The sequence below is a fragment of the Coleofasciculus sp. H7-2 genome (assembly GCF_042747725.1).
In the GTDB taxonomy this organism is placed as follows: Bacteria; Cyanobacteriota; Cyanobacteriia; order Cyanobacteriales; family FACHB-T130; genus FACHB-T130.
In genome coordinates this window covers 47,796-69,290 of record NZ_JBHZGO010000001.1, presented here as the reverse complement: position 1 = coordinate 69,290, position 21,495 = coordinate 47,796, and the positions used below count along the sequence as shown (strand labels likewise).

At 47.7% G+C, this 21,495-nt stretch carries 22 protein-coding genes and 2 pseudogenes; 12 read left to right on the top strand and 12 right to left on the bottom strand.

The window, feature by feature from the left end; all coding sequences use genetic code 11:
• Nucleotides 1–141 precede the first annotated feature (141 nt).
• Together ACFW2W_RS00350 and ACFW2W_RS00345 are read left to right on the top strand one after the other, a co-directional pair.
• Nucleotides 142–798 (top strand): annotated as a pseudogene (locus tag ACFW2W_RS00350) (tetratricopeptide repeat protein); the annotation flags it as partial.
• A gap of 144 nt (nucleotides 799–942) precedes the next feature.
• Entirely contained in the window at nucleotides 943–1,533 is a 591-nt protein-coding gene (locus ACFW2W_RS00345; RefSeq protein WP_378171846.1) for a serine protease, read from the top strand.
• Nucleotides 1,534–1,629: 96 nt separating this feature from the next.
• Here ACFW2W_RS00345 and ACFW2W_RS00340 read toward each other — a convergent pair whose 3' ends face one another.
• Complete coding sequence (locus ACFW2W_RS00340) at nucleotides 1,630–2,535, bottom strand: Uma2 family endonuclease (protein ID WP_378171834.1); 906 nt, start codon at nucleotides 2,533–2,535, stop codon at nucleotides 1,630–1,632.
• Between the two features lie 103 nt (nucleotides 2,536–2,638).
• Between ACFW2W_RS00340 and ACFW2W_RS00335 the strand changes: the two genes are divergently transcribed.
• Nucleotides 2,639–3,415, top strand: a complete 777-nt coding sequence (locus ACFW2W_RS00335; protein WP_378171832.1) for a DUF1350 family protein — start codon at nucleotides 2,639–2,641, stop codon at nucleotides 3,413–3,415.
• Nucleotides 3,416–3,677: 262 nt separating this feature from the next.
• Here the strand turns inward: ACFW2W_RS00335 and ACFW2W_RS00330 are convergent, their stop codons facing one another.
• The 5 genes from ACFW2W_RS00330 to ACFW2W_RS00310 form a co-directional block, all read right to left on the bottom strand.
• A complete protein-coding gene (locus ACFW2W_RS00330; RefSeq protein ID WP_378171831.1) occupies nucleotides 3,678–4,169 on the bottom strand; it encodes a hypothetical protein in 492 nt (163 codons plus the stop codon).
• Between the two features lie 60 nt (nucleotides 4,170–4,229).
• Nucleotides 4,230–4,772 (bottom strand): Dps family protein, encoded by a 543-nt coding sequence (locus ACFW2W_RS00325; protein WP_378171829.1) that lies wholly within the window; start codon nucleotides 4,770–4,772, stop codon nucleotides 4,230–4,232.
• Nucleotides 4,773–4,903: 131 nt separating this feature from the next.
• A complete protein-coding gene (gene grpE, locus ACFW2W_RS00320; protein ID WP_378171844.1) occupies nucleotides 4,904–5,515 on the bottom strand; it encodes a nucleotide exchange factor GrpE in 612 nt (203 codons plus the stop codon).
• Between the two features lie 245 nt (nucleotides 5,516–5,760).
• The gene (dps, locus tag ACFW2W_RS00315; RefSeq protein ID WP_378171827.1) at nucleotides 5,761–6,312 is read right to left on the bottom strand and encodes a DNA starvation/stationary phase protection protein Dps; all 552 of its coding nucleotides are present in this window, start codon (nucleotides 6,310–6,312) and stop codon (nucleotides 5,761–5,763) included.
• 166 nt (nucleotides 6,313–6,478) lie between these two features.
• Nucleotides 6,479–6,742, bottom strand: a complete 264-nt coding sequence (locus ACFW2W_RS00310; RefSeq protein ID WP_378171842.1) for a ParB N-terminal domain-containing protein — start codon at nucleotides 6,740–6,742, stop codon at nucleotides 6,479–6,481.
• Nucleotides 6,743–6,960: 218 nt separating this feature from the next.
• On the opposite strand from ACFW2W_RS00310, the gene ACFW2W_RS00305 reads away from it, so the two are divergent.
• Complete coding sequence (locus tag ACFW2W_RS00305; RefSeq protein WP_378171825.1) at nucleotides 6,961–8,661, top strand: SpoIID/LytB domain-containing protein; 1,701 nt, start codon at nucleotides 6,961–6,963, stop codon at nucleotides 8,659–8,661.
• A gap of 239 nt (nucleotides 8,662–8,900) precedes the next feature.
• Here the strand turns inward: ACFW2W_RS00305 and ACFW2W_RS00300 are convergent, their stop codons facing one another.
• Nucleotides 8,901–9,200: a ferredoxin gene (locus tag ACFW2W_RS00300; RefSeq protein ID WP_378171823.1), complete on the bottom strand. Its 300-nt coding sequence runs from the start codon at nucleotides 9,198–9,200 to the stop codon at nucleotides 8,901–8,903.
• 419 nt (nucleotides 9,201–9,619) lie between these two features.
• On the opposite strand from ACFW2W_RS00300, the gene ACFW2W_RS00295 reads away from it, so the two are divergent.
• From ACFW2W_RS00295 to ACFW2W_RS00280, 4 genes and pseudogenes are all read left to right on the top strand, one after another.
• Nucleotides 9,620–10,621, top strand: coding sequence for a Gfo/Idh/MocA family protein (locus ACFW2W_RS00295; protein ID WP_378171821.1), 1,002 nt, complete (start codon nucleotides 9,620–9,622; stop codon nucleotides 10,619–10,621).
• Between the two features lie 147 nt (nucleotides 10,622–10,768).
• Nucleotides 10,769–11,059, top strand: a pseudogene (locus ACFW2W_RS00290) (element excision factor XisH family protein).
• On the top strand, nucleotides 11,047–11,391 hold the full coding sequence (locus tag ACFW2W_RS00285; RefSeq protein WP_378171819.1) for a XisI protein: 345 nt from the start codon (nucleotides 11,047–11,049) through the stop codon (nucleotides 11,389–11,391). The pseudogene ACFW2W_RS00290 and the gene ACFW2W_RS00285 overlap by 13 nt, the downstream one beginning before the upstream one ends.
• Nucleotides 11,392–11,792: 401 nt before the next feature.
• Nucleotides 11,793–12,062: a hypothetical protein gene (locus tag ACFW2W_RS00280; RefSeq protein ID WP_378171817.1), complete on the top strand. Its 270-nt coding sequence runs from the start codon at nucleotides 11,793–11,795 to the stop codon at nucleotides 12,060–12,062.
• Nucleotides 12,063–12,126: 64 nt separating this feature from the next.
• On the opposite strand, the gene ACFW2W_RS00275 is transcribed toward ACFW2W_RS00280, so the two are convergent.
• The 3 genes from ACFW2W_RS00275 to crtH all read right to left on the bottom strand — a co-directional run bounded on the left by ACFW2W_RS00275 (nucleotide 12,127) and on the right by crtH (nucleotide 16,351).
• Nucleotides 12,127–13,080, bottom strand: coding sequence for a glycosyltransferase family 2 protein (locus ACFW2W_RS00275; protein ID WP_378171815.1), 954 nt, complete (start codon nucleotides 13,078–13,080; stop codon nucleotides 12,127–12,129).
• A gap of 114 nt (nucleotides 13,081–13,194) precedes the next feature.
• Nucleotides 13,195–14,508 carry a pentapeptide repeat-containing protein gene (locus tag ACFW2W_RS00270; protein ID WP_378171813.1) on the bottom strand — a complete coding sequence of 438 codons (1,314 nt, stop codon included), beginning with the start codon at nucleotides 14,506–14,508 and terminating at the stop codon, nucleotides 13,195–13,197.
• A gap of 319 nt (nucleotides 14,509–14,827) precedes the next feature.
• Nucleotides 14,828–16,351 carry a carotenoid isomerase gene (gene crtH, locus ACFW2W_RS00265; RefSeq protein WP_378171841.1) on the bottom strand — a complete coding sequence of 508 codons (1,524 nt, stop codon included), beginning with the start codon at nucleotides 16,349–16,351 and terminating at the stop codon, nucleotides 14,828–14,830.
• A gap of 471 nt (nucleotides 16,352–16,822) precedes the next feature.
• Here crtH and upp point away from each other — a divergent pair, with 471 nt between their 5' ends.
• From upp to ACFW2W_RS00250, 3 genes are all read left to right on the top strand, one after another.
• Nucleotides 16,823–17,473: a uracil phosphoribosyltransferase gene (upp, locus tag ACFW2W_RS00260; RefSeq protein ID WP_378171811.1), complete on the top strand. Its 651-nt coding sequence runs from the start codon at nucleotides 16,823–16,825 to the stop codon at nucleotides 17,471–17,473.
• Between the two features lie 167 nt (nucleotides 17,474–17,640).
• On the top strand, nucleotides 17,641–18,036 hold the full coding sequence (locus ACFW2W_RS00255; protein ID WP_378171809.1) for a hypothetical protein: 396 nt from the start codon (nucleotides 17,641–17,643) through the stop codon (nucleotides 18,034–18,036).
• 78 nt (nucleotides 18,037–18,114) lie between these two features.
• Nucleotides 18,115–18,396 (top strand): YggT family protein, encoded by a 282-nt coding sequence (locus ACFW2W_RS00250; RefSeq protein ID WP_378171807.1) that lies wholly within the window; start codon nucleotides 18,115–18,117, stop codon nucleotides 18,394–18,396.
• A gap of 65 nt (nucleotides 18,397–18,461) precedes the next feature.
• Here the strand turns inward: ACFW2W_RS00250 and ACFW2W_RS00245 are convergent, their stop codons facing one another.
• Nucleotides 18,462–18,896, bottom strand: coding sequence for a hypothetical protein (locus ACFW2W_RS00245; RefSeq protein ID WP_378171839.1), 435 nt, complete (start codon nucleotides 18,894–18,896; stop codon nucleotides 18,462–18,464).
• Between the two features lie 205 nt (nucleotides 18,897–19,101).
• Here ACFW2W_RS00245 and ACFW2W_RS00240 point away from each other — a divergent pair, with 205 nt between their 5' ends.
• On the top strand, nucleotides 19,102–19,740 hold the full coding sequence (locus tag ACFW2W_RS00240; RefSeq protein ID WP_378171804.1) for a hypothetical protein: 639 nt from the start codon (nucleotides 19,102–19,104) through the stop codon (nucleotides 19,738–19,740).
• Here the strand turns inward: ACFW2W_RS00240 and ACFW2W_RS00235 are convergent.
• Entirely contained in the window at nucleotides 19,737–21,461 is a 1,725-nt protein-coding gene (locus ACFW2W_RS00235; protein WP_378171802.1) for a glycosyltransferase family 39 protein, read from the bottom strand. The two genes, ACFW2W_RS00240 and ACFW2W_RS00235, sit on opposite strands and share 4 nt — an antisense overlap.
• Nucleotides 21,462–21,495: the final 34 nt, after the last annotated feature.

The window sequence follows — 21,495 nt, the reverse complement described above, 5'->3', positions numbered from 1 at the left end:
CCTTTTTTAAGGCTGAGTGTAGTTTCTTTAGTTGCTCTGCATTGAGATGATTCTTCGCTGGCATTTCTGCACTCATTTGACTTAATTAAGCTTTCCATTATACCCTATTTAAATGCATAACAGCTTACCCTAAAACAACAGGGGAAATTCCCAGAAGCGATCGTCGCTTACCAAAAAGCCGTCCAACTTGACCCTAGCAATACTTCTGCTAACAAAAGTCTATCTGAGGTACTGAGGGAATACAAGCAATTGCAAGACGCGATCGCCGCTAATCCAACAATTAAACTCAACCCTAACAACGCATCTGCTTACAACGATTTAGGTATTAAACTGTCTAACCAAGAGCAAGGGTTCGCGGCAATTGCCGCTTACCAGAGAGCCATCCAACTTGACCCTAATTATGCTTATGCTTACAACAATCTAGGCATAGAGCTGATGGAACTAGAGCAATATAGAGCAGCGATCGCAGCTTACCAAAAAGCCATTCAACTCGCGCCTAAATTTACCAAGACTTATAGAAATTTAGGAAATGCGCTTATTCACCAGAAGAATTTCGACGAGGCGCTTGTCGCTTATCGCAAAGTTATCCAACTCGCGCCCAAAAATGCGATTGGTTACAACAATTTGGGTAGGGTGCTAAATAACCAGGGTAAATTTTCAGAGGCACTGACAGCTTATCGACAAGCCATCCAACTCGACCCTAAGAATGCCTATATTTACAATAATTTAGGTAATACGCTACAGCAGCAAGGAAAGTTAGAAGCAGCGATTGGGCAGTTTAAGCAAGCGATCGCATTAGAACCAAGCGATACATGGTTACAAAATAATCTTAAAGAAGCGCAGCGGCTATTGGCGTGGCGGCAAAATCCGCAACTGCTTTTGCTTCCAGAACACTTGCCTAGTCAAAAACAAGATCCTTTAGTTTCCCTGAAACGCTCTGTCGTGCGAATTATTCACAAAAGTCCTGCTGGTATTGCTTGGGGCACGGGATGGGTGGTAAAGCGACAGGGTGATAAAGCTTGGATTGTGACTAATCGCCATGTGGTAACAGATAAATACATCCCTTACCGCACTGGGGAAATTGAGGTTGAGTTTTATAGTCAACCACTCTCTAGCCAATTTCGCCGTCGGGAAAGCGCCCAAATTGCCAAAACTACCGCAGCGCGTGACTCCTTAGATTTAGCAGTGCTGGAGGTCAGTAATGTACCCAAGGATATTCAACCGTTGCCGATGTCGAAAGCCTCCATTTCCCCTGGCACACCTATCTGCGTCATCGGACACCCTGGCACAGGCAGTCACTGGACAGTAGCTAAAGGAAAAGTTAGTGGTAAGGATGAACGGGGGTTAGGGATAACAGTTGCAATAGCCCCTGGCAATTCTGGTAGTCCCTTATTAAACCAGCACAATTACGTTGTAGGGGTTGTAGTTGAAGGCTTGATGGATGGGAAGAGTGGCAATATAGAAACGGCTAGTTCCGGTTATGCCGAACGCATGGATTTAGTGATGAAACAGTTGCAAAACTGGGGCATTTGATGCGGGTGGTTGACAAGATGAAGATACGATAGCTAGATCACAAAAGAGCGATCGCCGCCAAGCGTATTCTGCTTTTAGCTGCTACTCGCTCTACTTTTACTGCAACCGATCTAAATCAATCCCCATCTCTTGCAATTTTTGCAACAAACGTTCTCTCTGTTGACGTTCCGTTTGTACCAGGGTTTCCGCCTCAATTGCTCGTTGACGTTCCACTTCTGCTCGTTGGCGTTCCACTTCTGCAAGTGCTTCCGCCTCAATTGCTCGTTGACGTTCCGCTTCTGCCAGTGCTTCCGCCTCAATCGCCCGTTGGCGTTGTTGTTCCTCTGCTTCCTTCGGTGCGAGAATCAATTCCCCATCAGCTGTAAACCACCGTAACCACAGACGATTGAGATTTTTATAGCTACCTTGCCACAAACCTAAAGTTAGCTCTAACTCCGGAATCAACAAACGCCCCTCGGTCATTTCTACAGGTTCGTAATGTCCGCCGCTAAGGCGAAATACTTGAACTTCATCTGTGTAGCGACTAAAAACTATATAGTAAGGAACCCGCAAAAGCTGTTCGTAGACTTCCCACTTTCTAGGAGGTTTCCCTATCTCAAATTCATTCTCGCCTAAATCTTCTGCTTCTGTGCCAGGAGACAGTAACTCAACTACGACAAACGGGTTTACCTTTTCTTGCCAGCAAACATAACTTAAACGCAAATCGTGTCCCTCATATAATCGGGACACCCCCACAGCGGCAAACCAATCCGGGCGTTTATACCAAAGTGGATGAGTAAGATCATAATAGAGGTTGAGGTCACAGCCAATAAATACTAGCTCGGCATCCCAGTTAGCAGGTCGAAACGTTAATTCTAGTATTTGCGACTGGTGCAGGTGAAATTCGTCTGGCAAACCCGGTTCCCCTACCTCTTCACTGGGAAGATCGTACATCGTTGGCAAGGTCTTGCGAGGGGAAAGGGGCGGATCTGATTGGGGTGGCAGGTGAGTTGGGATAGTCATACCAATTTTAGATTTTTGATTTGGATTTTGGATTAAAGCTAACGCTCCCCACCTCTGCCAAGCAAGCTTTAAGATGAAGAAGTATTAACAACGCGCTTTGTTCATGGACTGGAAAGAAATATCCGGTAATTGGGTGTTAATTCCCCAGCATCCCGTTGGGGTTGTGCATTTCCTGGGGGGTGCATTTGTGGCGGCTGCACCCCATCTGACTTATCGCTGGTTATTAGAACAACTGGGGAATCAAGGGTATGCGGTGATTGCGACGCCGTTTGTGAATACGCTCGATCATAGCGCGATCGCTGGCAACGTTCTCCTGAGCTTCAATAGCGCCTTAGAACAATTGCGGACAAAATCACTATTGCGGCGGCGATATCTCCCAATCTACGGACTTGGACACAGCATGGGTTGCAAACTGCATTTGCTCATCGGTAGTCTTTTTTCGGTCGAACGTGCTGGGAATATCCTGATTTCCTTTAACAACTACGCCGCAAGCGACGCCATCCCATTTGTGCAGCAGTTTAATTTCAGCCCAGCTTTTAATGTCGAGTTTACACCTTCGCCGATAGAAACTAACAAGCTGATCGCTGATAAATACAGTGTCCCGCGCAATTTACTGATTAAATTTTCTAACGATACGCTTGACCAATCAACTGGCTTATCTGAGTTGTTGCAAAAGCGCTTTTCGGGGATGGTAGCGATGCAAATGCTACCAGGAAGTCATATTACACCTCTTGGTCAAGATGTCAATTGGCAAGCGGGGAAGGACTTCACACCGTTTGATGCTGTTGGTCAATGGGTGAAGCAAGAAATCTTATACAAAGAGTTGAATTTGTTGAAACGAGAAATTGGACGCTGGCTACAGCCTTTCTCTCCTGCTTAACAATTACTTGAAAATTTAGTAGTAGCAGTGGTAAAACTGCCGCGTGTAGACCGAATAAGGCAAGAAAGAAACATCCTGCTATAGCAGTCCTAAATGATTCCTAAAGGCAAGCTCCCCGACTTCTCAGATAAGCCGGGAAGCTGACACCGCTGGCATTTCATAACTCAAATGGGATTGCTCTAGAAAAGCACAATCTATGATTGTGCTTTTCTTTCTTGAGCGTCAACTAGCTACGAAAGTCCTACTAATTTTATCGTTTATTTCAGCAAGGCAAAGGCATCCGCTCATAATCAAAGTAGGAAGTTAAATTATCTCCTGACTCAAGAATAAATTTAACTTGACGGTCTGGAGAAACATAAAACCACCAAGTATGTTGATAATCTGCTGCCCGTCCTTCCCAGTTACAAAAAAAAATTACGTTTTTTCCTCCCAGAAGTAAGTCAACGGAGGAATTGTTTTTTTGGGGAGAGATTATGTTCTTTAATTTTTGAACTAAAGTGAACGAATCATTCTGTTGTTTAGCAGCTTCGCCTTCAAAGGTAATAGTGAGAAGCTTTACCTTAAATGAAGACGGGAAAGTTGGCGTACCGCTTGGATACTCTTGTAAAGGTAAAATCTTTTCCGAACTAGGGTAATCGGGCCATAATTGAACACACCCATTCTCATTGTGATAAATTCGTGGCGGAGATGGAAGTGAATTTGCTACTTTTTTAGCTAATTTAATTGCTTCAGTACGACTAAGTTCTGGCTGCATAAAAAAATTTGAGGAGGTAGAACTTAATCTACCTCCTCAGTGTCTACTTTTCCGAATGAATTACTTCATATTGACGGGAACTTTCAAACCTTCTGCTGAGAGTCTGCCATCTGGCTGAATAGATTCACCTTCGATGAAGGAACGCAACATCCAAGCCATTTGCTCATGCTGTTCCATCAAGCCGGTGAGGAAATCAGCGGTACCTTGATCGTGGAAGTCATCACCGCACTGATCGATGTGTTCGCGCAGATTGCGGATAACCTGCTCGTGATCGGACACGAGGTTTTCTACCATGTGAAAAGCATTGGGAAGACTACCCGGATCTTCTTTGATAGAAGCGTACTTCAGGAAGCCTTCCGCAGTTCCTACGGGATAACCACCTAAGGCGCGAACTCGCTCAGCGATCGCATCAATGCTTTCCGTCAAAGCGGTATAGTGTTCTTCCCATAGTTGGTGCAGGGAGCGGAACTGAGGACCGACGACATCCCAGTGGTACTTTTTGGTTTTGATCAATAGCAGGTAGGCATCCGACAGATCCTTATTTAATAAATCGGTCACGCCTTGACGCTGCTCTTCTGTTAAACCTATGTTTAAAGGACGCATAATTGTTGTGTTTTCCAGCGATACTCACTCTTACCAGTGCAACAAATCTATACAGGGGATTCATCAGCCAAAGGGGAGATTAGTCGAGCGCTTGATATTGCGTGGGTTTGAGCGTAGTCAGCTCAAGAGGCTCAGGCTTTGGATATAGCACTGACTTTGGCACGGTGTAGAAGTTTCTCTCCTTGGCGGTAGCCGAGATTACGGACTTTCACGGTTTCTCCAGGTTGAGCAGTTCCGGCGATGAGTTGATGGAACTGCGGATCGTAAGGGAGTTCTGCACCGACAGATGCGATCGCTTCTACTCCCCATTGAGAAAGCAGCTGTTGCACGGGACGGACTAATGGCAGCAATTTCACCGCTTCCATCTGGGGATTCTCCTGAGCTGCGGCGGCGGCGGTAGGCCAATACAATAAAAAAGATTCTAAAACTTGCAGACTCGACATCTGGAATTCTTGCATTAAAGTCTCTCGCTGCTGTTCTAAGAGCGATCGCAGCCGCTGATACTCTTGCTGTAAAGATGCCAACTCATGCTCCCGATTTGTCTGTTCTAAGAGCGCTGGAATCCTATCCCCAAAGCTCGTCAGTAACTCGCTTGCTGACACTTTCAACGCTTTGGAGAGCTTGATTAGGGTTTCTACTCGCATCTGCGAAACTTGTCCCAGCCGCAGTCGCTTTACTTGTCGTTCTGAAACTCCAGCTTGCCGACTCAAGGCTTTATAACTGGAAATCCCCACCAGTTGCATAAGTTGCTGCAACTGGTGGGCGAAATCTTGCTGCACAGAATCTGGTTTGTTTACCACGTTTGCTTTTTTAGTTAACCCCCGCAGGTGCCCTTTAATTGTTGTAGGACTCGCCGCACATCACCACATTTGAGGGCAACCACAAGGGGATTGAACCGACAAGAACGCTATATGTATAAGCTTTGCGTAAGTCCTGTGTTGAAAGCTCTTAGGGGCATACAACTAGCTGTGCGCCCCTGCTGTCAGCCTTAGTGTTTGCTGACAACTGCTTGTCTTGTGCCAACAGAGGTTAGCGTTCCAGTTTGCAGATGCGCTTCTAAGAACCACAACCGCTTATCAATCGTGCGAGACACTTCTGTGTAAAGGTCTGCGGTATCGGCATCGCCTAAGTCGGCTGAAGCATCAATATTTTGGCGCAGCGACTTGGCATAAGGTGCAAACCGTTCCGCCAAAGCGATAATATGGTCTTTGCCGTCGATGATATCAACCGGATACTCTGGCAATATAGACGCAGCCACCGCCATCCGAGCCGTTCCCATTGCCAATCCCCCTAGAGCGGTGACTCTTTCGGCAAACAGATCGGTGAATTCTTCCAACTCAGTGGCGATTTCATCAAAAAGTTGGTGTAACTGGTAGAAGTCCATCCCTTTGACATTCCAGTGCGCTTGCTTTACCTGCGTTTTTAGGTCAAGGGTGGTTGCTACAGTTTGGTTGAGAAGCTCAATTACTTTAGAGCGAGTTTCTGCGGCGATGTCAATGCTAGTCGGGTAGAGACGTTGATGATGATTGATACTACTCATTATGCCTTGATCCTTTTAGATGGAAGTGTATAGAAAAGCACGCAGACGGCTTTCGTAGCTTATCTTTGCACGCCGAGGACAATACTGACCGCGATCGCGGATACTGATTCGCGGCACCCACTAAAATGTGGAGCTGAAAAGCTTCAACCAGCCTTGGTTTTGATGCTCAAGCTAAATGCATTCTGAGAACAGAGCGCGGGGCGCGGCGAATGCGGCAAAAAATCGTTTCCTGACCTAGGCGCTGACAAGCTTCAAATCGATGACAGCCGGAGAAACCATAGTATTCTCCATCTACTTCCAGCACGTCGATAGGTTCTTGCTGACCCATTTGTTGAATGGATTCCATCAAAGCCGCTACTTTGGCTTGGTCAGTTTGTCGCGGCAGAGGACGATGAATCTTTCGCAGGGGTATCTCTTGCACCCTTACCATAGGACGAGTGGCTGTCTCCATCTGTTGTTCCTTTCTAAATCATACTCATAATGACTTCATTTTGGCAACTAGGCATTTTAAATTAAGCTGAAGATTGTGGTTCATCCCCGATCCATTCGTCCGGGAGTCAATCACAATAGATGGAACAACTAGCTGCGTAGTTTGAAACTGAATATAAAGTCAGCTTTGAAAAAAAATCTTCTATCCTCAGATAGTCCATGCAAAAAAAGGGATGCACCTTGAGGCAGATTTTGGTAAAAACCAAACCGCAAAGTCGGAAATTCACTCGTCCAGGTGCGACGGGAAAACGGTTAAGCCACTGGTCTGGCACCATTTTGACGGTGTTTGGGCTGATTGGACTCACAGCGGCGTCTGGACCGGCACCCAGTGGCAAAGATGTGGAACTGAAAGTGGGGGTTGTGCAGCGATTTGGTGACGAACCCGACCAAATGACGTTGCAGGCAACATCGGGCGATCGCTTGATGGTGCGCTTTGATACGGGCGGTCGCCAACAAACCCTACAAACCACCAGTGCCAAGCTAGAAGTGACCATGCAACCCCTACCAGCACCGGCGTTAGAGGAACGGCTTGTCCTGGGCATTTACCGGAGCTTTGAGACGGCTGAAGACAGTGCTAAAGCGTGGCAAGCCAAGGGAATTGAGGTTGAGGTGGCGCAGCCGGAACGCTGGCAGGTGTGGGCAAAACGCGATGTTTACAAAACGCCTTTAGTGCGACGCTGGCTGTTGCAGAACCTCCAAGCTCAAGGCGATCGCGCTGCGTTTTTGGAGACGGAAATTTTGCAGAAAGTGCCAAAAGCGTCCCTCGTGGTGAATGGTTTTCGGTACGATCGCGACCAGATAGAGATTATCCCTGGCAAAAACCCGATCCAGGTAACAAAAGGCAAAAATGGGAAAAATAGCTTTCTCTACGCTGGTTCATTGCGGCTGCAACCGAACGCCTACGGCACTTACACTCTGGTAAATCAGGTACCCGTAGAAACTTATCTGCGGGGCGTCGTACCGCACGAACTGGATGGCGGTGCCCCCTATGCGGCAGCTGAGGCACAGGCAATCATTGCTCGGACTTATGCGCTGCGAAACTTGCGGCGGTTTATCGTGGATGGGTACGAACTGTGTGCGGACACCCACTGCCAAGTTTACAAGGGTCTCACCGGCACCGTACCGACGACAGACAAAGCGATCGCGGCGACCAAAGGTCAAGTGCTAACTTACCAGAATGAACTGGTGGATGCCCTTTATTCGAGTACCAGCGGTGGCATCAGTGCGCCCTTTAATGATGTCTGGAATGGCCCAGATCGCCCGTATCTCCAAGCCGTGCTGGATTCATCTGGGACAATTTGGAACCTGTCGCAGTTTTCTTTGGCTCAAGAACAAAACTTTCAGCGGTTCATCAGCCTCAAACAAGGATTTCACGAAACCGGCGGCAATTGGTTTCGCTGGAGTAAAGCCAGCAGTATCGCCCAGATTAACCAGGATTTGCAGCTTTATCTGAAGCGGACGAAGACTCCCCATACCAGCTTTAAAACAATTAAGCAATTGCGGGTGGTAGAGCGATCGCCCTCCGGACGGATTATCCGACTGGCAGTACAAACCGACACCGGCGCGGTTGAAATCCGCAAAGATGATGTCCGCAGTGCCTTCCGGGCACCCCGCAGCACGCTTTTCTACCTACAGCCTATCTACGGCGCAGACAAAACCCTAAAAGGTTATGCCTTTATTGGGGGCGGATTGGGGCATGGCGTTGGCATGAGTCAAACTGGCGCATTTAATTTAGCTAAAGTGGGTTGGTCAAGTCAGCAGATTCTCAACTTCTACTATCCCGGTGCCCAAATTCAGCCTCTCAACCAGTCCATCACCTTCGGCCCGGATCAAAACACAAAAGCGTTGCCCAACTCCTGAAAACAATCAAGCAGGGACGCTTGAGAGTGCCCCTGCTAAAAAGCTTAGAAGTTGTCAGTTATTTGGCGGCGGGTTTAATCCAGATATCTGTAAATAGTCAATCCTATCGAGCAACCCGCCCATACAAGTTAGTTGCTGGTTAAAAAAGACGCCGATGATAGCGCGTCTTGTACTTGTATCAGTTGTGCGTTGTTTTTTCTGATGAGCGATCGCTGACCACCGACCGCTAACTGGTTTTCTTAATACAGTTCTTCTTCTTGGTGGGTCATAATGGTGCAATCCGACTTGGGATAAGCCACACAAGTCAGGACATAGCCAGCTTCAATCTGATCGTCATCCAGGAAAGACTGGTCAGATTGATCGATATCACCTTCCATCACTTTGCCCGCGCAGGTTGAACAAGCACCAGCGCGACAGGAGTAGGGCAGATCGAGACCTTGATCTTCTGCGGCGTCAAGAATATAGACGTCGCCTTCAACTTCAATCGTGGTGTCCAGCCCTTCGGCTTCGTTAATTAATCTTACTTTATAAGCAGCCATGTAGCGTTCCTCTCAAGTAGTCGGAATGGCGGGTAATTCAGAGTAGAGCGACCTTCCCAGCTTGACTAAGCTCAGGTAAAGGTTTGCTTACTAGGTTCACTTCCTCTTTAGATACTACGGGAAAAACCAGAGCCTTCAACACGAGATCAAGAGATGGTGTGAATGGTATTCGTAATAAACTTTTAAGATTCAATCCTAATTACTTATACTTATCAATGGAATGGTAGAGCAGTGATACTATGTTCATCTGATAATTCCTTCAGAACATCCAGATACCTGCTTCGGGGTAAATATATTAGCTGTAATTATAGAAAGAATTAATAACAACAATTAATCCTTAAATTCAGACAGATGGACTGAAAAATTTAAATACTAATGACCGGATGATCTTTTACTGTTAGCAACAACACATTTTTATAATGCCAACATCAGTCTCTCATCCTGCGTGGTCTGGCAAGCTCCCAATAGGTGTCGGGCTGGTGGGAACCGGATATGCGGCTAAACTACGGGCGCAAACACTGCAATCCCAAGATAGAACCCAGCTAGTAGCCGTTGCCGGACATACCCAGTCGAGAACAGAGGAATTTGGTCAAACCTACTCTTGCCAAGCCGTTTCATCTTGGGAAGAGTTAGTGGGGCGTGAGGATGTAGATTTGGTCGTCATCTGCACGGTGAACCAGCAGCATGGAGCGATCGCGCGTGCCGCACTTGAAGCTGGCAAACACGTTATTGTAGAATATCCCCTATGCTTGGACGTTGCCGAAGCAGAAGCAGCGATCGCACTCGCACGCGATCGCAAGCAACTCCTGCACGTCGAGCATATAGAAATTTTGGGCGGTTTGCATCAAGCACTGCGGCAATCCTTACCCGCAATCGGAGAAGTCTTTTACGCCCGCTACAGCACCATCAATCCCCAGCACCCCGCACCCCAACGCTGGACTTATCACCCAGAACTATTTGGCTTTCCCCTGTGCGGTGCCCTCTCTCGCATCCACCGCCTGATAGATTTATTTGGTTCCGTTGCTACCGTCAGCTGTCAAGCGCGGTATTGGGGCGAGGGGGCGTTCTACCAATCCTGTCTTTGCACAGCCCAGCTAAAGTTTAGCAGCGGCGTGGTTGCAGAGGTGATTTATGGAAAAGGGGAAAATCTTTGGCAACCATCCCGAAGTTTTGAGGTTCACGGAGAACAGGGGGGATTAATTTTTGATGGAGATGAAGGCAAGCTAGTCAAAGAGAATGAGACAACACCGATTGAAGTGGGAGGGCGTCGGGGTTTATTTGCCAAAGACACCAGCATGGTTTTAGACCACTTGATTGAAGGCACGCCGCTATATGTCACCCCAGAGGCTAGCTTGTACGCCCTCAAAGTTGCCGATGCCGCCCGTCGTTCAGCAGAAACTGGGCAGACAATTTTATTTTAAACGCTTTCAGGGTAGTCATAAATTAAGTAAGAATGCGATCGCGTTTTTCACCCTAATCTCCTGTTATCTAGTGAAAAGATGAATAGGTGAAAAGATGCGATCGCTCCTCTGGTTGATTGACTAATAAAACAATGGCGATCGCTTTCTGTGATAGTGCATACACAGATATTGTATAATCCAAATAACAAATTGCTGGCACACCAAAAAAGCTTTCAATCTGAAATGAGCGATCTGGACAAAGCTCTCGGTCAGTATATTGTGTATCATGATGTTCTAGCCCAAGTTGAACCCAACTGAGAGCTTTATTTAGCAGTATCGGAAGAAGTTGGCACCGGACTGTTTGAAGAACCTCTCGGCGAACTTTTGTTAAAAAACAATCGTGTCCGTCTGTTGGTTTTCAATTCTGATGTGGAGGTTATCGTTAAATGGATACTTTAGAGCAAGATCGGCAGATTATTCAAAAAATAATATCCGAATACGCGCAAATTCCTTATGCTTACGGAGAGATCGAACGACATACTGTGTTTGATTCCGGTTCCGATCGCTATCTATTGATGATCGTTGGATGGGAAGGAGTTCGGCAGGTTCACGGCTGTATCATTCATATCGAGATTATCAATGGCAAAATCTGGATTCATCGAGATGGTACGGAAGATGGCATCTCTAATGAACTGCTAAACGCAGGTATCCCAAAAGAGCGCATTGTTCTAGGTTTCAAATCGCCCCGGATGATGAAGCATACAGGGTTTGCAGTAGCTTTAAACCTATGAGTGCGTCTATAAACCAAAGATTAAACTCATGTGAATTTCTGCATCAAATTCGAGAATACACTGGAGTCAGCGATCGCCTCCCATTGGTGAATAAAGGTGAGAGGCATTGTAGTCTCCTTTTTTGTATCTAATTGATGGATGAGCTAAGGGCGATCGCATCTGTAACCCTCATCTTTTGTCATCTGGTGAGGAGATGAATGAATAGTGAAAGTGCGATCGCCCTGCAAATGCGGGCAATAATTGAGCTGTATCTGAGTTATAGAAGTGCGATAACCCTGAGATGACGGAATTGGTTAGGATCGCGAATAGAGGATGTTGGGTTGACGCAAGGAAACCCAACCTACAAGATCGCGATCGCACTCAATTGATTAGTGTTGCAATGATAGCAAAACCTAAACGAGGTGACTCAATTTCAATTGAAAGAGCGATCGCTAGTTGAAACTGGAAACGGGAACTTAATACTACAACCCGTAATTATGGAGTATGTCACGCAACGCTTCATTAAAATCATTGAGCGAAAGATTACGACGAGTAACCTTAATCTATTCACAACCCATGTCTTAATTGAAACTCAAGCTCAATACTACCTGCGAGATGCTCAAATTCAAATGATGCATACATCCTTTAACAGAGCGAGTGTTAACGCACTTGGCAACGCCAGCTCAACTTGAAGAGGATCTCTGCCAGATTTTATGAAAACATTTACGTTCTTAGCGTTAAAAAAGCTTTCACTTTCTACTTGCGACTCGCTACATTTTTAAAACCAGCGACTTCCGCTAAAGTGTACAAAGGTCTGCCTTTGACTTCTTCATAGATGCGCCCGACATATTCTCCCAAAATACCGATACTTACCAGTTGCACAGCACCGAGAAAGAAAATTGCCACCAGAATTAAGGTAAACCCGGTTAAAGGAGAATTAGGGACAAAAATGCGCCAATACAGAACTAATATCGCCATCGCTACCGCAACTGCTGCCGCAAATAAGCCGACATAAGTAGATAGCCGTAACGGTACTTTTGAAAAAGACACTAATCCATTCACTGCCAAAGACAAAGATTTACTGAAAGTGTACTGCACCTCACCAGCAAAGCGGGGGTGACGCTCGAAGTACACGGCGGTTTGTGGAAAGCCAACCCAAGAACGCAGTCCCCGGATATAACGATTGCGCTCTGGCATAGAATTGAGGATGTCTACGACTTGCCGATCCATCAGACAAAAATCGCCCGTATCGGTAGGAATGTCTACATTTGCCAGACGCTTGAGAAGACGATAAAACACGTAGGCACTGAAGCGCTTGAACCAGCGTTCTTTGTGGCGTTTGATGCGCTGAGCATAGACGACTTGATAGCCTTGTTGCCATTTTTCCACCATATCGGGAATTAATTCTGGTGGATCTTGTAAGTCGGCATCGAGGATAACAATTGCTTCACCCCGAACAAAATTCAGACCTGCGGTGACAGCAATCTGATGACCGAAATTGCGGGCAAGGCTTAAATAGCACACTCGCGGGTCTTTTTCATGGAATTCGCGCAGCATTTGTAAAGAGCGATCGCGGCTGCCATCGTTGACTAAAATTAGTTCTGTTGGGGCATCTAGCCGCTCCATCACCGCACTCATCCGCCGATAAAGTTCCGCGATGCTTTTCTCTTCGTTGTAGATGGGAATGATGAAGGAATATTTGGGGTTCATAATTAGCCGTTAGCTAATAGCTTTTAGCGATTAACCGTCATTGGTCAAGTGTTATTATTTATCCGCCCTTAGTCAATAGCAAAGGACTCATGGCTAATCGCTAACAGCTACTAATTATCGTTCCAATTTATTAGGAATCCCTTCGCAACCACCGGGAATTGTGGCTCTAGTTTTTTCGCCACCCCAAGCACAACAGTATTGGCGCAGTTCTTCCGAGAGTCCCTCAACGTCGGTGAGATCGGCATTTTCCACCACAGCCCCCGTATAAACACCTGTTTTGTAGCTGGGATAGGGGGGTTGAGTGTGAGTGCGAGGGGTGGCAGTTTCCCCCGAACCGTAGAACAAGCGGGTAGCTTTGAGATCGGCACCGGCGAGATTAGCTTCATACAAGATGGTGCGAGAGAGATTAGCCTTGACTAAATCGCAACCGCTTAAGTTAGCACTGACAAGATTGGCTTCGCTCAAGTCTGTGCGGCGCAAGTCGGTTCCAGACAAATCTGCCTTCGCCAACATTACTCCTAAGTCGATGACGCGCACGCCGTTGAGGCGGTCTTCTGCATAGCCTCCTACTCCATCAAAGATAGCTCGACCTAAGCGGCGATCGCGTTCTAGGGGAGTTAGCAACTTAGAACTGGACAAGAACCGCAGAATTTTCGCTTTCCCGCTGGCGTCTACACTGCTCAAGATGGCGGCGGTGCGTCCTTCGGCAAGTAATCGCTCTTGAGGCCAATCTTCGAGCAGTCCTTCTTCATCTAATACCAGGTCGGAGATGCCCTGAAAATAAGTATCGATCGTCTGCTGCTGGGTAATCAGGTTTTGCTGAATCGTGAGGGAGTTCTGCTGAATTGTCAAGTCTCTGGAAATAATGTACTGTCGCCACGCCACGTATACGGCGATGACGGCAATGAAAATTTGCCCCACGGCTCCCGTCCATTCTGCCAGGGAACCGAGTTCGTCCCATTTTTGCTGGTTCAACCACTTGTTGATGTTTTGGTTGATACCAGAGAACTTGAACAAGCTGATCAGCGATAAAATTGTTCCTACGATGGCGACGATGATGGCTCGCTGTTTTGGCGGCAACATCTCATCCAGCACGGGTTCCAAGCCAAGCCATAGCATCCGCAGCGATACTACCAGAGCCACGATCGCTCCTGATATCCCGATCCAGAAGTTATTAATCGCTAACCCTAGGATGACTAAGGCGATCGCTATCAGGACGATGGGCGTTCCCTGCGGAACAGCGGGAGTCTTTTTAGCCAGCGCCAGCGATCGCGGCATGGTAGCCAAATGTTGCTCGTATTGGCTCCGTCCAGACGTTGTCAGCGATCGCATCTGCGAGGGATTGTTTGCAGCAGGTCTGTTACCATTGCCACTATCTTGAGCGTCTGGCGGTGAATTGGGCTGGGGAGGATTAGGCTCTGTCGTCATTGTGTTAATTCGTCAAGCAGGCGCAGTTAAACCCATGCTTTATGGTAGCGGCTGCGGCAAGTAAACAAGATTTTATCTAATACAGGAGGCGAGTGTTAAGGGCACCTGTACCGAGTGCGATCGCTCCCCTCTCTTCCTCTGTGTCCTTCGCGGTTTGATAAAGGACTTACGCAAAGCTTATACATATAGCGTTTTTTCGGGTTCAATCCCCCTGGGAAAAGCCCACACTATGTGGTGATGTGCGGCGAGTCCTGTTGATAAAGGATCGATCGCTCTGTTCCTCTGTTACTCTGCGTTCTGGAACAGTTCGATAAAGCCCCTACAACCCCAAATCCACCGCCACGCGATGGGCACAAGCAAACCCCGAAAATGCCACCGCATTTAAACCCTGCCCTGGAAACGTACTGTCTCCCACACAATAAAGTCCTGAAATCGCAGTTCGATTAAATGGCATTCCTAATAATCCTAATAACTTGCTTCTGGGAATTGGGCCATACGTGCCATCTGCACGACCTAAAAAGCGCCGATGCGTGCGGGGCGTCCCTACTTCCAGATAATCTAACCCCGCATCTAAACCAGGAAAAATCTTCTCTAGCCGCTCAATGATTCGTCCTGCTGTCTCTTCCTTTTTCTGGTCATATTCGCTAGAAGAAAGTCCCTGCCAATTTTCAATCCAATCAGGTGTAAATGCGTGCAGAATGTGATAGCCTTCTGGTGCTAAATCTGGATCGAGTAAGGTAGGAATCGACAAAAAGATCGTGCCTTGCGCCGCTTCCATCTTCTGCCAATCTTCCAGCAAAATGTGGTGACAGTCCGTACCAATCGGCAGCACGTCTGCCTTAACTCCCAAGTGCAAACTCAAGAAACCCGGTGATTTTTGATAACGATTTTGCCACTTCTTCTCAGCCGCTGGCATCTCTTTCGCTGGCAGTAACTTCTCGAAAGTATCCCAGCGCGTCGCATTGGAAATAATCCGCTTAGCGCCATAGACTTTTCCATTTGCCAACTCGACGCCTACCGCTCGACCCTTTTGGGTGATAATTTTCGTTACCTTGGCTTTGTACTGAATCTGTCCCCCAGCTTTTTCCAGTCCCTCCGCCAGTTTTTGCGCGATTTGTCCCACACCACCTTTAGGATAGTTAATGCCGCCGTAGTGCCGGTCTGAGAATACCATCCCTGCATTAATCATGGGTGTCCGGTCAGCGGGGACAACTGACCAGCAGTAGCACTCCATGTCTATAAACTTCAGCAGCTGCGGGTCTTTGATGTACCGCCTCGCAATATCACCAGCATTTTGGGGCAGGTACTTCACCAAGCCGAGACAGGCGAAGGGATGCTGAAAAAACACCCGTGTCAGATACCGGGGTTCTTCCAACGACAGCAATTCCATCGCATTTAGGCAGTTGAAAACTTTCCAGCATTCGTCGTAGAAGCGACGAATCCCTTCCCGTTCGTGGGGGAAGTAGGCAGTTAGTTCTTGCAAAAATTTCTCATAATGGCGATGAACTTTTAGATCCAAACCGGCGGGAAGATGGTAGTGAATCTGGACGGAGTCGGGGATGGTTTCCAGGCTGACATTCACAGCGTCTAGAGCGCGGGTGAGCAGGTTGGTGGTGCCCTGAGTGCCAAACCCAAAAATCATCGACGCCCCAACGTCAAATCGATACCCCTGCCGCTCAAAGTATCCGGCACTGCCACCTGGAATTAAGTAGCTCTCCAGTACAAGAACTTTAGCGCCTTTCGCCGCCAGTTGGGTTGCTGTCACCAGTCCGCCAATTCCAGAGCCAATCACGATGGCATCAAACGTTGGTGCAGTTGGAGATTTAACGGTAGTTGAAGGCATGGGGCAGCAGTAAGCGAAAATTTTACTCATGTCAATCCCTAAGGGATTAACACAAAAATGCCTCGCTGCCAACAACTCAACCAATAACTCAATCCCTTTGGTGCTGAATTTATCCCACCAAGCTGCATGAGCTAAAGGGCGCTTTTACTGGGCTTGCGTCTTGCCTCTAAAAAAAAATGGGACTAGCTTGCTACTGCTAACCAGCCCCACCTGCCGATCCTTAATGAGAGGAGAACACTGAAAATAAATATAGTCTTGTTGAAAATATATGTCAATACTGTTGCAAGTAATTCTCAATAGAAAAAACCAAGCTGGTTGGAACTGGGCGCTTTTCGTGACCCGACAAATGCTTTTGGCATTGGGTTTGGCGACAAAGAAACCGAACCCACAATCAATCTGGGTTTCCAGACATCCCAGGAGGTTCTATGATAGGTCAGGTCTTTGAGCTAGCATCTGATCAAAATAGCAACTATGACTCTCCAACTGCGTGTCTATGTTCCTCCCCATCCACTGATTAAACACTGGCTGGCTGTTGCTCGTGATGCGGCGACGCCATCGGTGTTGTTTAAAAGCGCGATGACGGAACTGGGACGCTGGCTGACTTATGAGGCAATTCGAGAATGGTTGCCTACGATAGAAACAACCGTACAGACGCCACTGGCTGAATGTCCTGCTACATTTATCAATCCAGAGGTGCCGCTGGTTGTGGTGCCGATTTTACGGGCAGGATTGGGGTTATTAGACGGGGCGCAGACGTTGCTGCCTTTGGCGTCCATTTACCATATCGGTTTGGTGCGGGATGAGAAAACCCTGGAAGTTAGCTGTTATCTGAATAAATTGCCGGAACGGCTTGACCCTCAAACGCGGGTTTTAATTTGTGACCCGATGCTAGCGACGGGTGGAACCATGATGAGGGCGATCGCCGAACTGACTCAGCGAGGCGTTGACCCAGCTTTAACGCGGATTATTTCGGTTGTAGCAGCGCCACCCGCCCTGCAACAGCTTTCTGTAGCGTATCCGGGTTTGATTGTCTATACGGCAATGATTGATGAGGGTTTGAACAGCCACGGGTATATTGTACCGGGATTGGGAGATGCAGGCGATCGCACGTTTGGCACCTGAGGCGATATTCAAAAGATGAGGCATGAAAGATGAAGGACGAACAAAGATTTCTTACTTAGGACGACTGACAACTGAACATCTGACTCCGTAGACTGGTAGGCATCAAGGTCAGCTAAAAGTTAACCTGAAAACAGTTGCAACAAGAAAAAAAACAACGGTAATTTAAGATGAGTCAGCGCGATAGTTTTGGCAGCGGATTTCTGGCTGGAACGATAGTTGGCGGTCTAGTCGGTGGAATTGTCGGGGCGCTGATTGCTTCTGGACGCGCGTCCGAAACTGACACAACTGATGCCTCTCTGCTCAATCCTGGCTCGTCAGAAGCGAAGCCAAGCAAGGGGAAAAAGCGTCAGCTCAAGGATTCAGAGAGTATTGAATTTGCACGGCGAGGCTTAGAGGATAAAATTGCCCAGTTAAATGCGGCAATTGATGAAGTCCGGACTCAGCTAGGCACTGTAAATGGAAAGGGTGCGGAAATAGAGCGGGAGCGATTCTCTTCCCCAGATACAGCACGAATTTCTGAAAGGGGTCGTTCCCTAGGAACATCGCTTAACCAAGATGCCTAAGCTTCAATCCGGTAAATCCGTTAAACTAACTTCAAGTTTCTAGCGTTCACCAATTTTAAAAAGGAACCTTCAACACCGATGAATTCTTCAGCTGAATTACTGATCAATACGATCTCCACCTTTCTGAACATCTATATGTTTATATTGATTGTGCGGATTCTTTTAACTTGGTTTCCCACAGTCAACTGGATGAACCAGATAGCTTCCACCTTGAGTCCAATTACAGACCCTTACCTCAACCTTTTTCGCTCGATTATTCCGCCGCTGGGTGGTCTGGATATCTCCCCGATTTTAGCGATTTTTGTGCTGCAAATTCTGGCTGGATTGTTCTCCAGCATTCAATTCAGTCCTGGTTTTTAGGATACCTTGGATTTTAGATTTAGATTTTGGAGCGAATCTATAATCTAAAATCCTTGCATCAGGTGTTAGCGGCGGACTGTGCCGTTAAATCCGGCGGCTTTGAATTGCTTGAGCTGCAATGGTGTCGGTTGATTTGCAGAAACCGAGATTCTGAGTTCAAAATCGCTGACTCCAGGCGGCACTTCTTCTATTGAACCCAGGCGCGTTCGGTTTTGCATCACCGAGTCGCCATTGGCATCGTAAATGCGACCAAAAATATCGGCGTTGTAGACATATTTACCAGAGTCATTTTGGGCTTTGCCAGTAACAATATAGCAACTAGCGGCTCTGGAAGCGCCGGTACTCATAACCGCCCCATCTGCTAGCTCAGGTGGGCAGTCATGGTAGGAAATTTCAGACAGTTTAATCTGTGTCAATGCCAAAGCGGGAGGAGTAAACAGCAAGTTCACGACTCCGATGAGGCAGGAGATGAAAAAAATAGACACGGCTCGAAATCGCATAAACCGCACCATGACTTCAGGTTTTTTGGGAACTTCACCCCTCAGCTTACCGCGAATCTAGTCAAACAGGAGCTTCGAGGTGTCTTGACAATTCTGCGATAATAGGTGATCGCCCTTAATGAGCGCTCTAAGTCTGGGCATTACCACTCAGAATCACCGAGATAGCTCTGCTGTGTGGCGATCTACTCCAAGGAAGGGATTGATCGTGACCCCATCTGAGATTGAAGCCGCACTGCAAGCAGCATTTAGTCAATGTGAGGAGGCTGTGTGTCCTCTAAGTGACAGGCAGAAACAAATTTTGCTGCAAGTTGTAGTCAAGGAACTGCTGGGTGCCCAAAAGGAGAATCCGGCGAGTGGTGATGAAAATGCCGATGGTGCGAATCCTCTAGAGGAACTGACACCAGAACAAATCCAAGCTTTACTGCAATTTGTCAAGGAACAAGAAAGACAAAATCGCTCTTGGAAAATTACATTACTGAATGACTGGCTGAATAGTCAAGATTCTGGAGCGATGCAATTTCTACGCGATCGCTATGGCTTTGGGTGGCTTTATCGCATTCAGCCGGTTCATCTGGCTGAGTATTATGAGCGGGAGGGCAAGCAAGGGTTAAAGCTAAAAGTGGGCGATCGCATTGAGGTTTCTAATGGTCTGTGGGAGTGGGTGCAAGAAAACGGCCCCTGTAGCCGCGAATGGTTTCCCTGTATAGTAGTTGGGGTTTACGAGATAACAGAGGGCGATCGCTCTCATACCAATTGCATTATCCGCTTTGAGAATGGCAGCGAGTATGAGATTCAAGGCATTTACGAATGGAATCGTTTTAACTGGCAATGGCCCAAAAATTAGAGATTCCGATTCGTGTAAACATTGACTGCAAACTCATCCAGAATCGTTGTGCCCGATAGCTGCTGCGTTGTCGCTAGCTGGTAACGAGATTTCAAAACTCGCTGGATTTCCTGTTGAATTTGCTGTTTTTCAGCCTCCGTTTTGGGAGCCTTATTCACAGGACGGGCGCTGTTTAACCAGAGAATGCGAGGATATTGCGCTGCTTGTCCGCTTGTCAGAACTTTTTCTAAAGCAGGCGCAAGGTCGGCAGGATGCTGTGCTAATAGCTGAACTGGGGCAGTGGGAGGAAGGTAATAAGCCAAACGCAGAATGTGACCCCAAGCGCGGGAGTTCATCGCGATTAAAGTTGGCGTTGTGGGTTCCTGTTGAATCAAATCTGCTATCTGATGGAACATCAAGCGGTTTCTAGTGCTGAAGTCACCGATGCTAATGCTCAGATACAACAGCAGCAAACCCACTGCTGCCACTCCGCGCCAGCGCCCCGCCGCCCGTTCCAGCCATAAAGCGATTAATAGCAAGCATCCGGGCAGAATAAAAATCAGTGCCCTGCCGCCGCCAAAGCCAATGGTGTACTTGCCGGTGAGGATATCCACCGCAAATGCGATGAACAGGGGCAGAATTCCCAGTGACAAAGCCATGAGCAAGGTGCGACGCTCTGCTTGCCGCCACAAGCTAAGGGTACACCCCACTAGCAACAAAATTATCAGGCAGCCTGCCACAGTGGCGATCGCCATTTCCGCTGGAGTTTTGACAACATCTCCCACCCAATCTCCCAATAACAAGTGACTGCTCAACGTTTGGGTAACGTCTGCGAAATGATTTCCTTTGGAAAACTGATTCCCCACTTCACCCAGACGCCCCTGTTTCCGAGTTCCCCAAATAAACCAAGGCATCCACAGCAACACACCCGCCCCCAAACGCAATCCCTGCTGCCACCACCGACGCCGGTCAAAGATGAGGACAAAGATGCCAAGGGCGATCGCCCAGTAGACAAAAAGATACTGCGTCAGCAGTCCAGCGGCGATTGAAACAATCAGAATAGCGCTCCAGAGAATCAAGGAGCGGTTGCTGGGATGATGGGGTGATGGCGTGGGGTCTGGTTCAATTTCTCCCTCAGAGGCTCGGACACTCTCTCTTGCTCCTTTTGCCTCAACCAGATGTAGCATTGCCCAGGTGCTGAGAATCGTCCACAAAATCAGCGGGCCATACATCCGGGCGTTCAAAGAATGGAATAAATAGAAAGGATTTGTACCGAGTAAGGCGGCGAAGATCAGTCCGCCGCGATGTCCCATCACAAACCGTCCCAATCCGTAAGCGCCGCCAATCGCACCTACACTCAGCAACGCGCCCAGACTTCGTAAGGCAGCTTCGCTATTGCCAAATAGCTGTAGCCAGAAGTGCAGGCTCAAATAAGAAAGCGGTGGATGGACATCGCCCAGGATACCTTTGTAGACATCTTTGAGCGTTCCTACCAAATTACCTGGGGGTAGGCTCAATAAAGCTGTGTAGTCGCGCAGGTTGACGGGTTGCGCTCCCGGAGCTTGATAGTCAACCGCGTGACCGTTGGCGAGGATCAGGGATAAAACTTCGTCGTACCAAAATTCTCGGCTGCCCAGGTAGATAATTCTTAACAAAACTGCGATCGCGATCGCGCCCAGGAGCAACATCTCCAGCGACAACCAGCGCCGCGATGACTTAGGAACTGTGAAGCTTCGGCTCATAATATTGACGAAATTAGAATTTAGGTTAAAGTGC

Bases quoted from the DNA above. Each gene is read 5' to 3' on its own strand.
- ACFW2W_RS00285 (WP_378171819.1), top strand. From the start codon at position 11,047: ATGGATACTTTAGAGCAAGATCGGCAGATTATTCAAAAAATAATATCC.
- dps (WP_378171827.1), bottom strand. From the start codon at position 6,312: ATGAGTAGTATCAATCATCATCAACGTCTCTACCCGACTAGCATTGAC.
- ACFW2W_RS00295 (WP_378171821.1), top strand. From the start codon at position 9,620: ATGCCAACATCAGTCTCTCATCCTGCGTGGTCTGGCAAGCTCCCAATA.
- ACFW2W_RS00330 (WP_378171831.1), bottom strand. From the start codon at position 4,169: ATGCAGCCAGAACTTAGTCGTACTGAAGCAATTAAATTAGCTAAAAAA.
- crtH (WP_378171841.1), bottom strand. From the start codon at position 16,351: ATGCCTTCAACTACCGTTAAATCTCCAACTGCACCAACGTTTGATGCC.
- ACFW2W_RS00335 (WP_378171832.1), top strand. From the start codon at position 2,639: ATGGACTGGAAAGAAATATCCGGTAATTGGGTGTTAATTCCCCAGCAT.
- ACFW2W_RS00305 (WP_378171825.1), top strand. From the start codon at position 6,961: ATGCAAAAAAAGGGATGCACCTTGAGGCAGATTTTGGTAAAAACCAAA.
- ACFW2W_RS00275 (WP_378171815.1), bottom strand. From the start codon at position 13,080: ATGAACCCCAAATATTCCTTCATCATTCCCATCTACAACGAAGAGAAA.
- ACFW2W_RS00255 (WP_378171809.1), top strand. From the start codon at position 17,641: ATGAGTCAGCGCGATAGTTTTGGCAGCGGATTTCTGGCTGGAACGATA.
- ACFW2W_RS00245 (WP_378171839.1), bottom strand. From the start codon at position 18,896: ATGCGATTTCGAGCCGTGTCTATTTTTTTCATCTCCTGCCTCATCGGA.
- ACFW2W_RS00340 (WP_378171834.1), bottom strand. From the start codon at position 2,535: ATGACTATCCCAACTCACCTGCCACCCCAATCAGATCCGCCCCTTTCC.
- ACFW2W_RS00300 (WP_378171823.1), bottom strand. From the start codon at position 9,200: ATGGCTGCTTATAAAGTAAGATTAATTAACGAAGCCGAAGGGCTGGAC.
- ACFW2W_RS00310 (WP_378171842.1), bottom strand. From the start codon at position 6,742: ATGGTAAGGGTGCAAGAGATACCCCTGCGAAAGATTCATCGTCCTCTG.
- ACFW2W_RS00250 (WP_378171807.1), top strand. From the start codon at position 18,115: ATGAATTCTTCAGCTGAATTACTGATCAATACGATCTCCACCTTTCTG.
- upp (WP_378171811.1), top strand. From the start codon at position 16,823: ATGACTCTCCAACTGCGTGTCTATGTTCCTCCCCATCCACTGATTAAA.
- ACFW2W_RS00235 (WP_378171802.1), bottom strand. From the start codon at position 21,461: ATGAGCCGAAGCTTCACAGTTCCTAAGTCATCGCGGCGCTGGTTGTCG.
- ACFW2W_RS00270 (WP_378171813.1), bottom strand. From the start codon at position 14,508: ATGACGACAGAGCCTAATCCTCCCCAGCCCAATTCACCGCCAGACGCT.
- grpE (WP_378171844.1), bottom strand. From the start codon at position 5,515: ATGCAACTGGTGGGGATTTCCAGTTATAAAGCCTTGAGTCGGCAAGCT.
- ACFW2W_RS00325 (WP_378171829.1), bottom strand. From the start codon at position 4,772: ATGCGTCCTTTAAACATAGGTTTAACAGAAGAGCAGCGTCAAGGCGTG.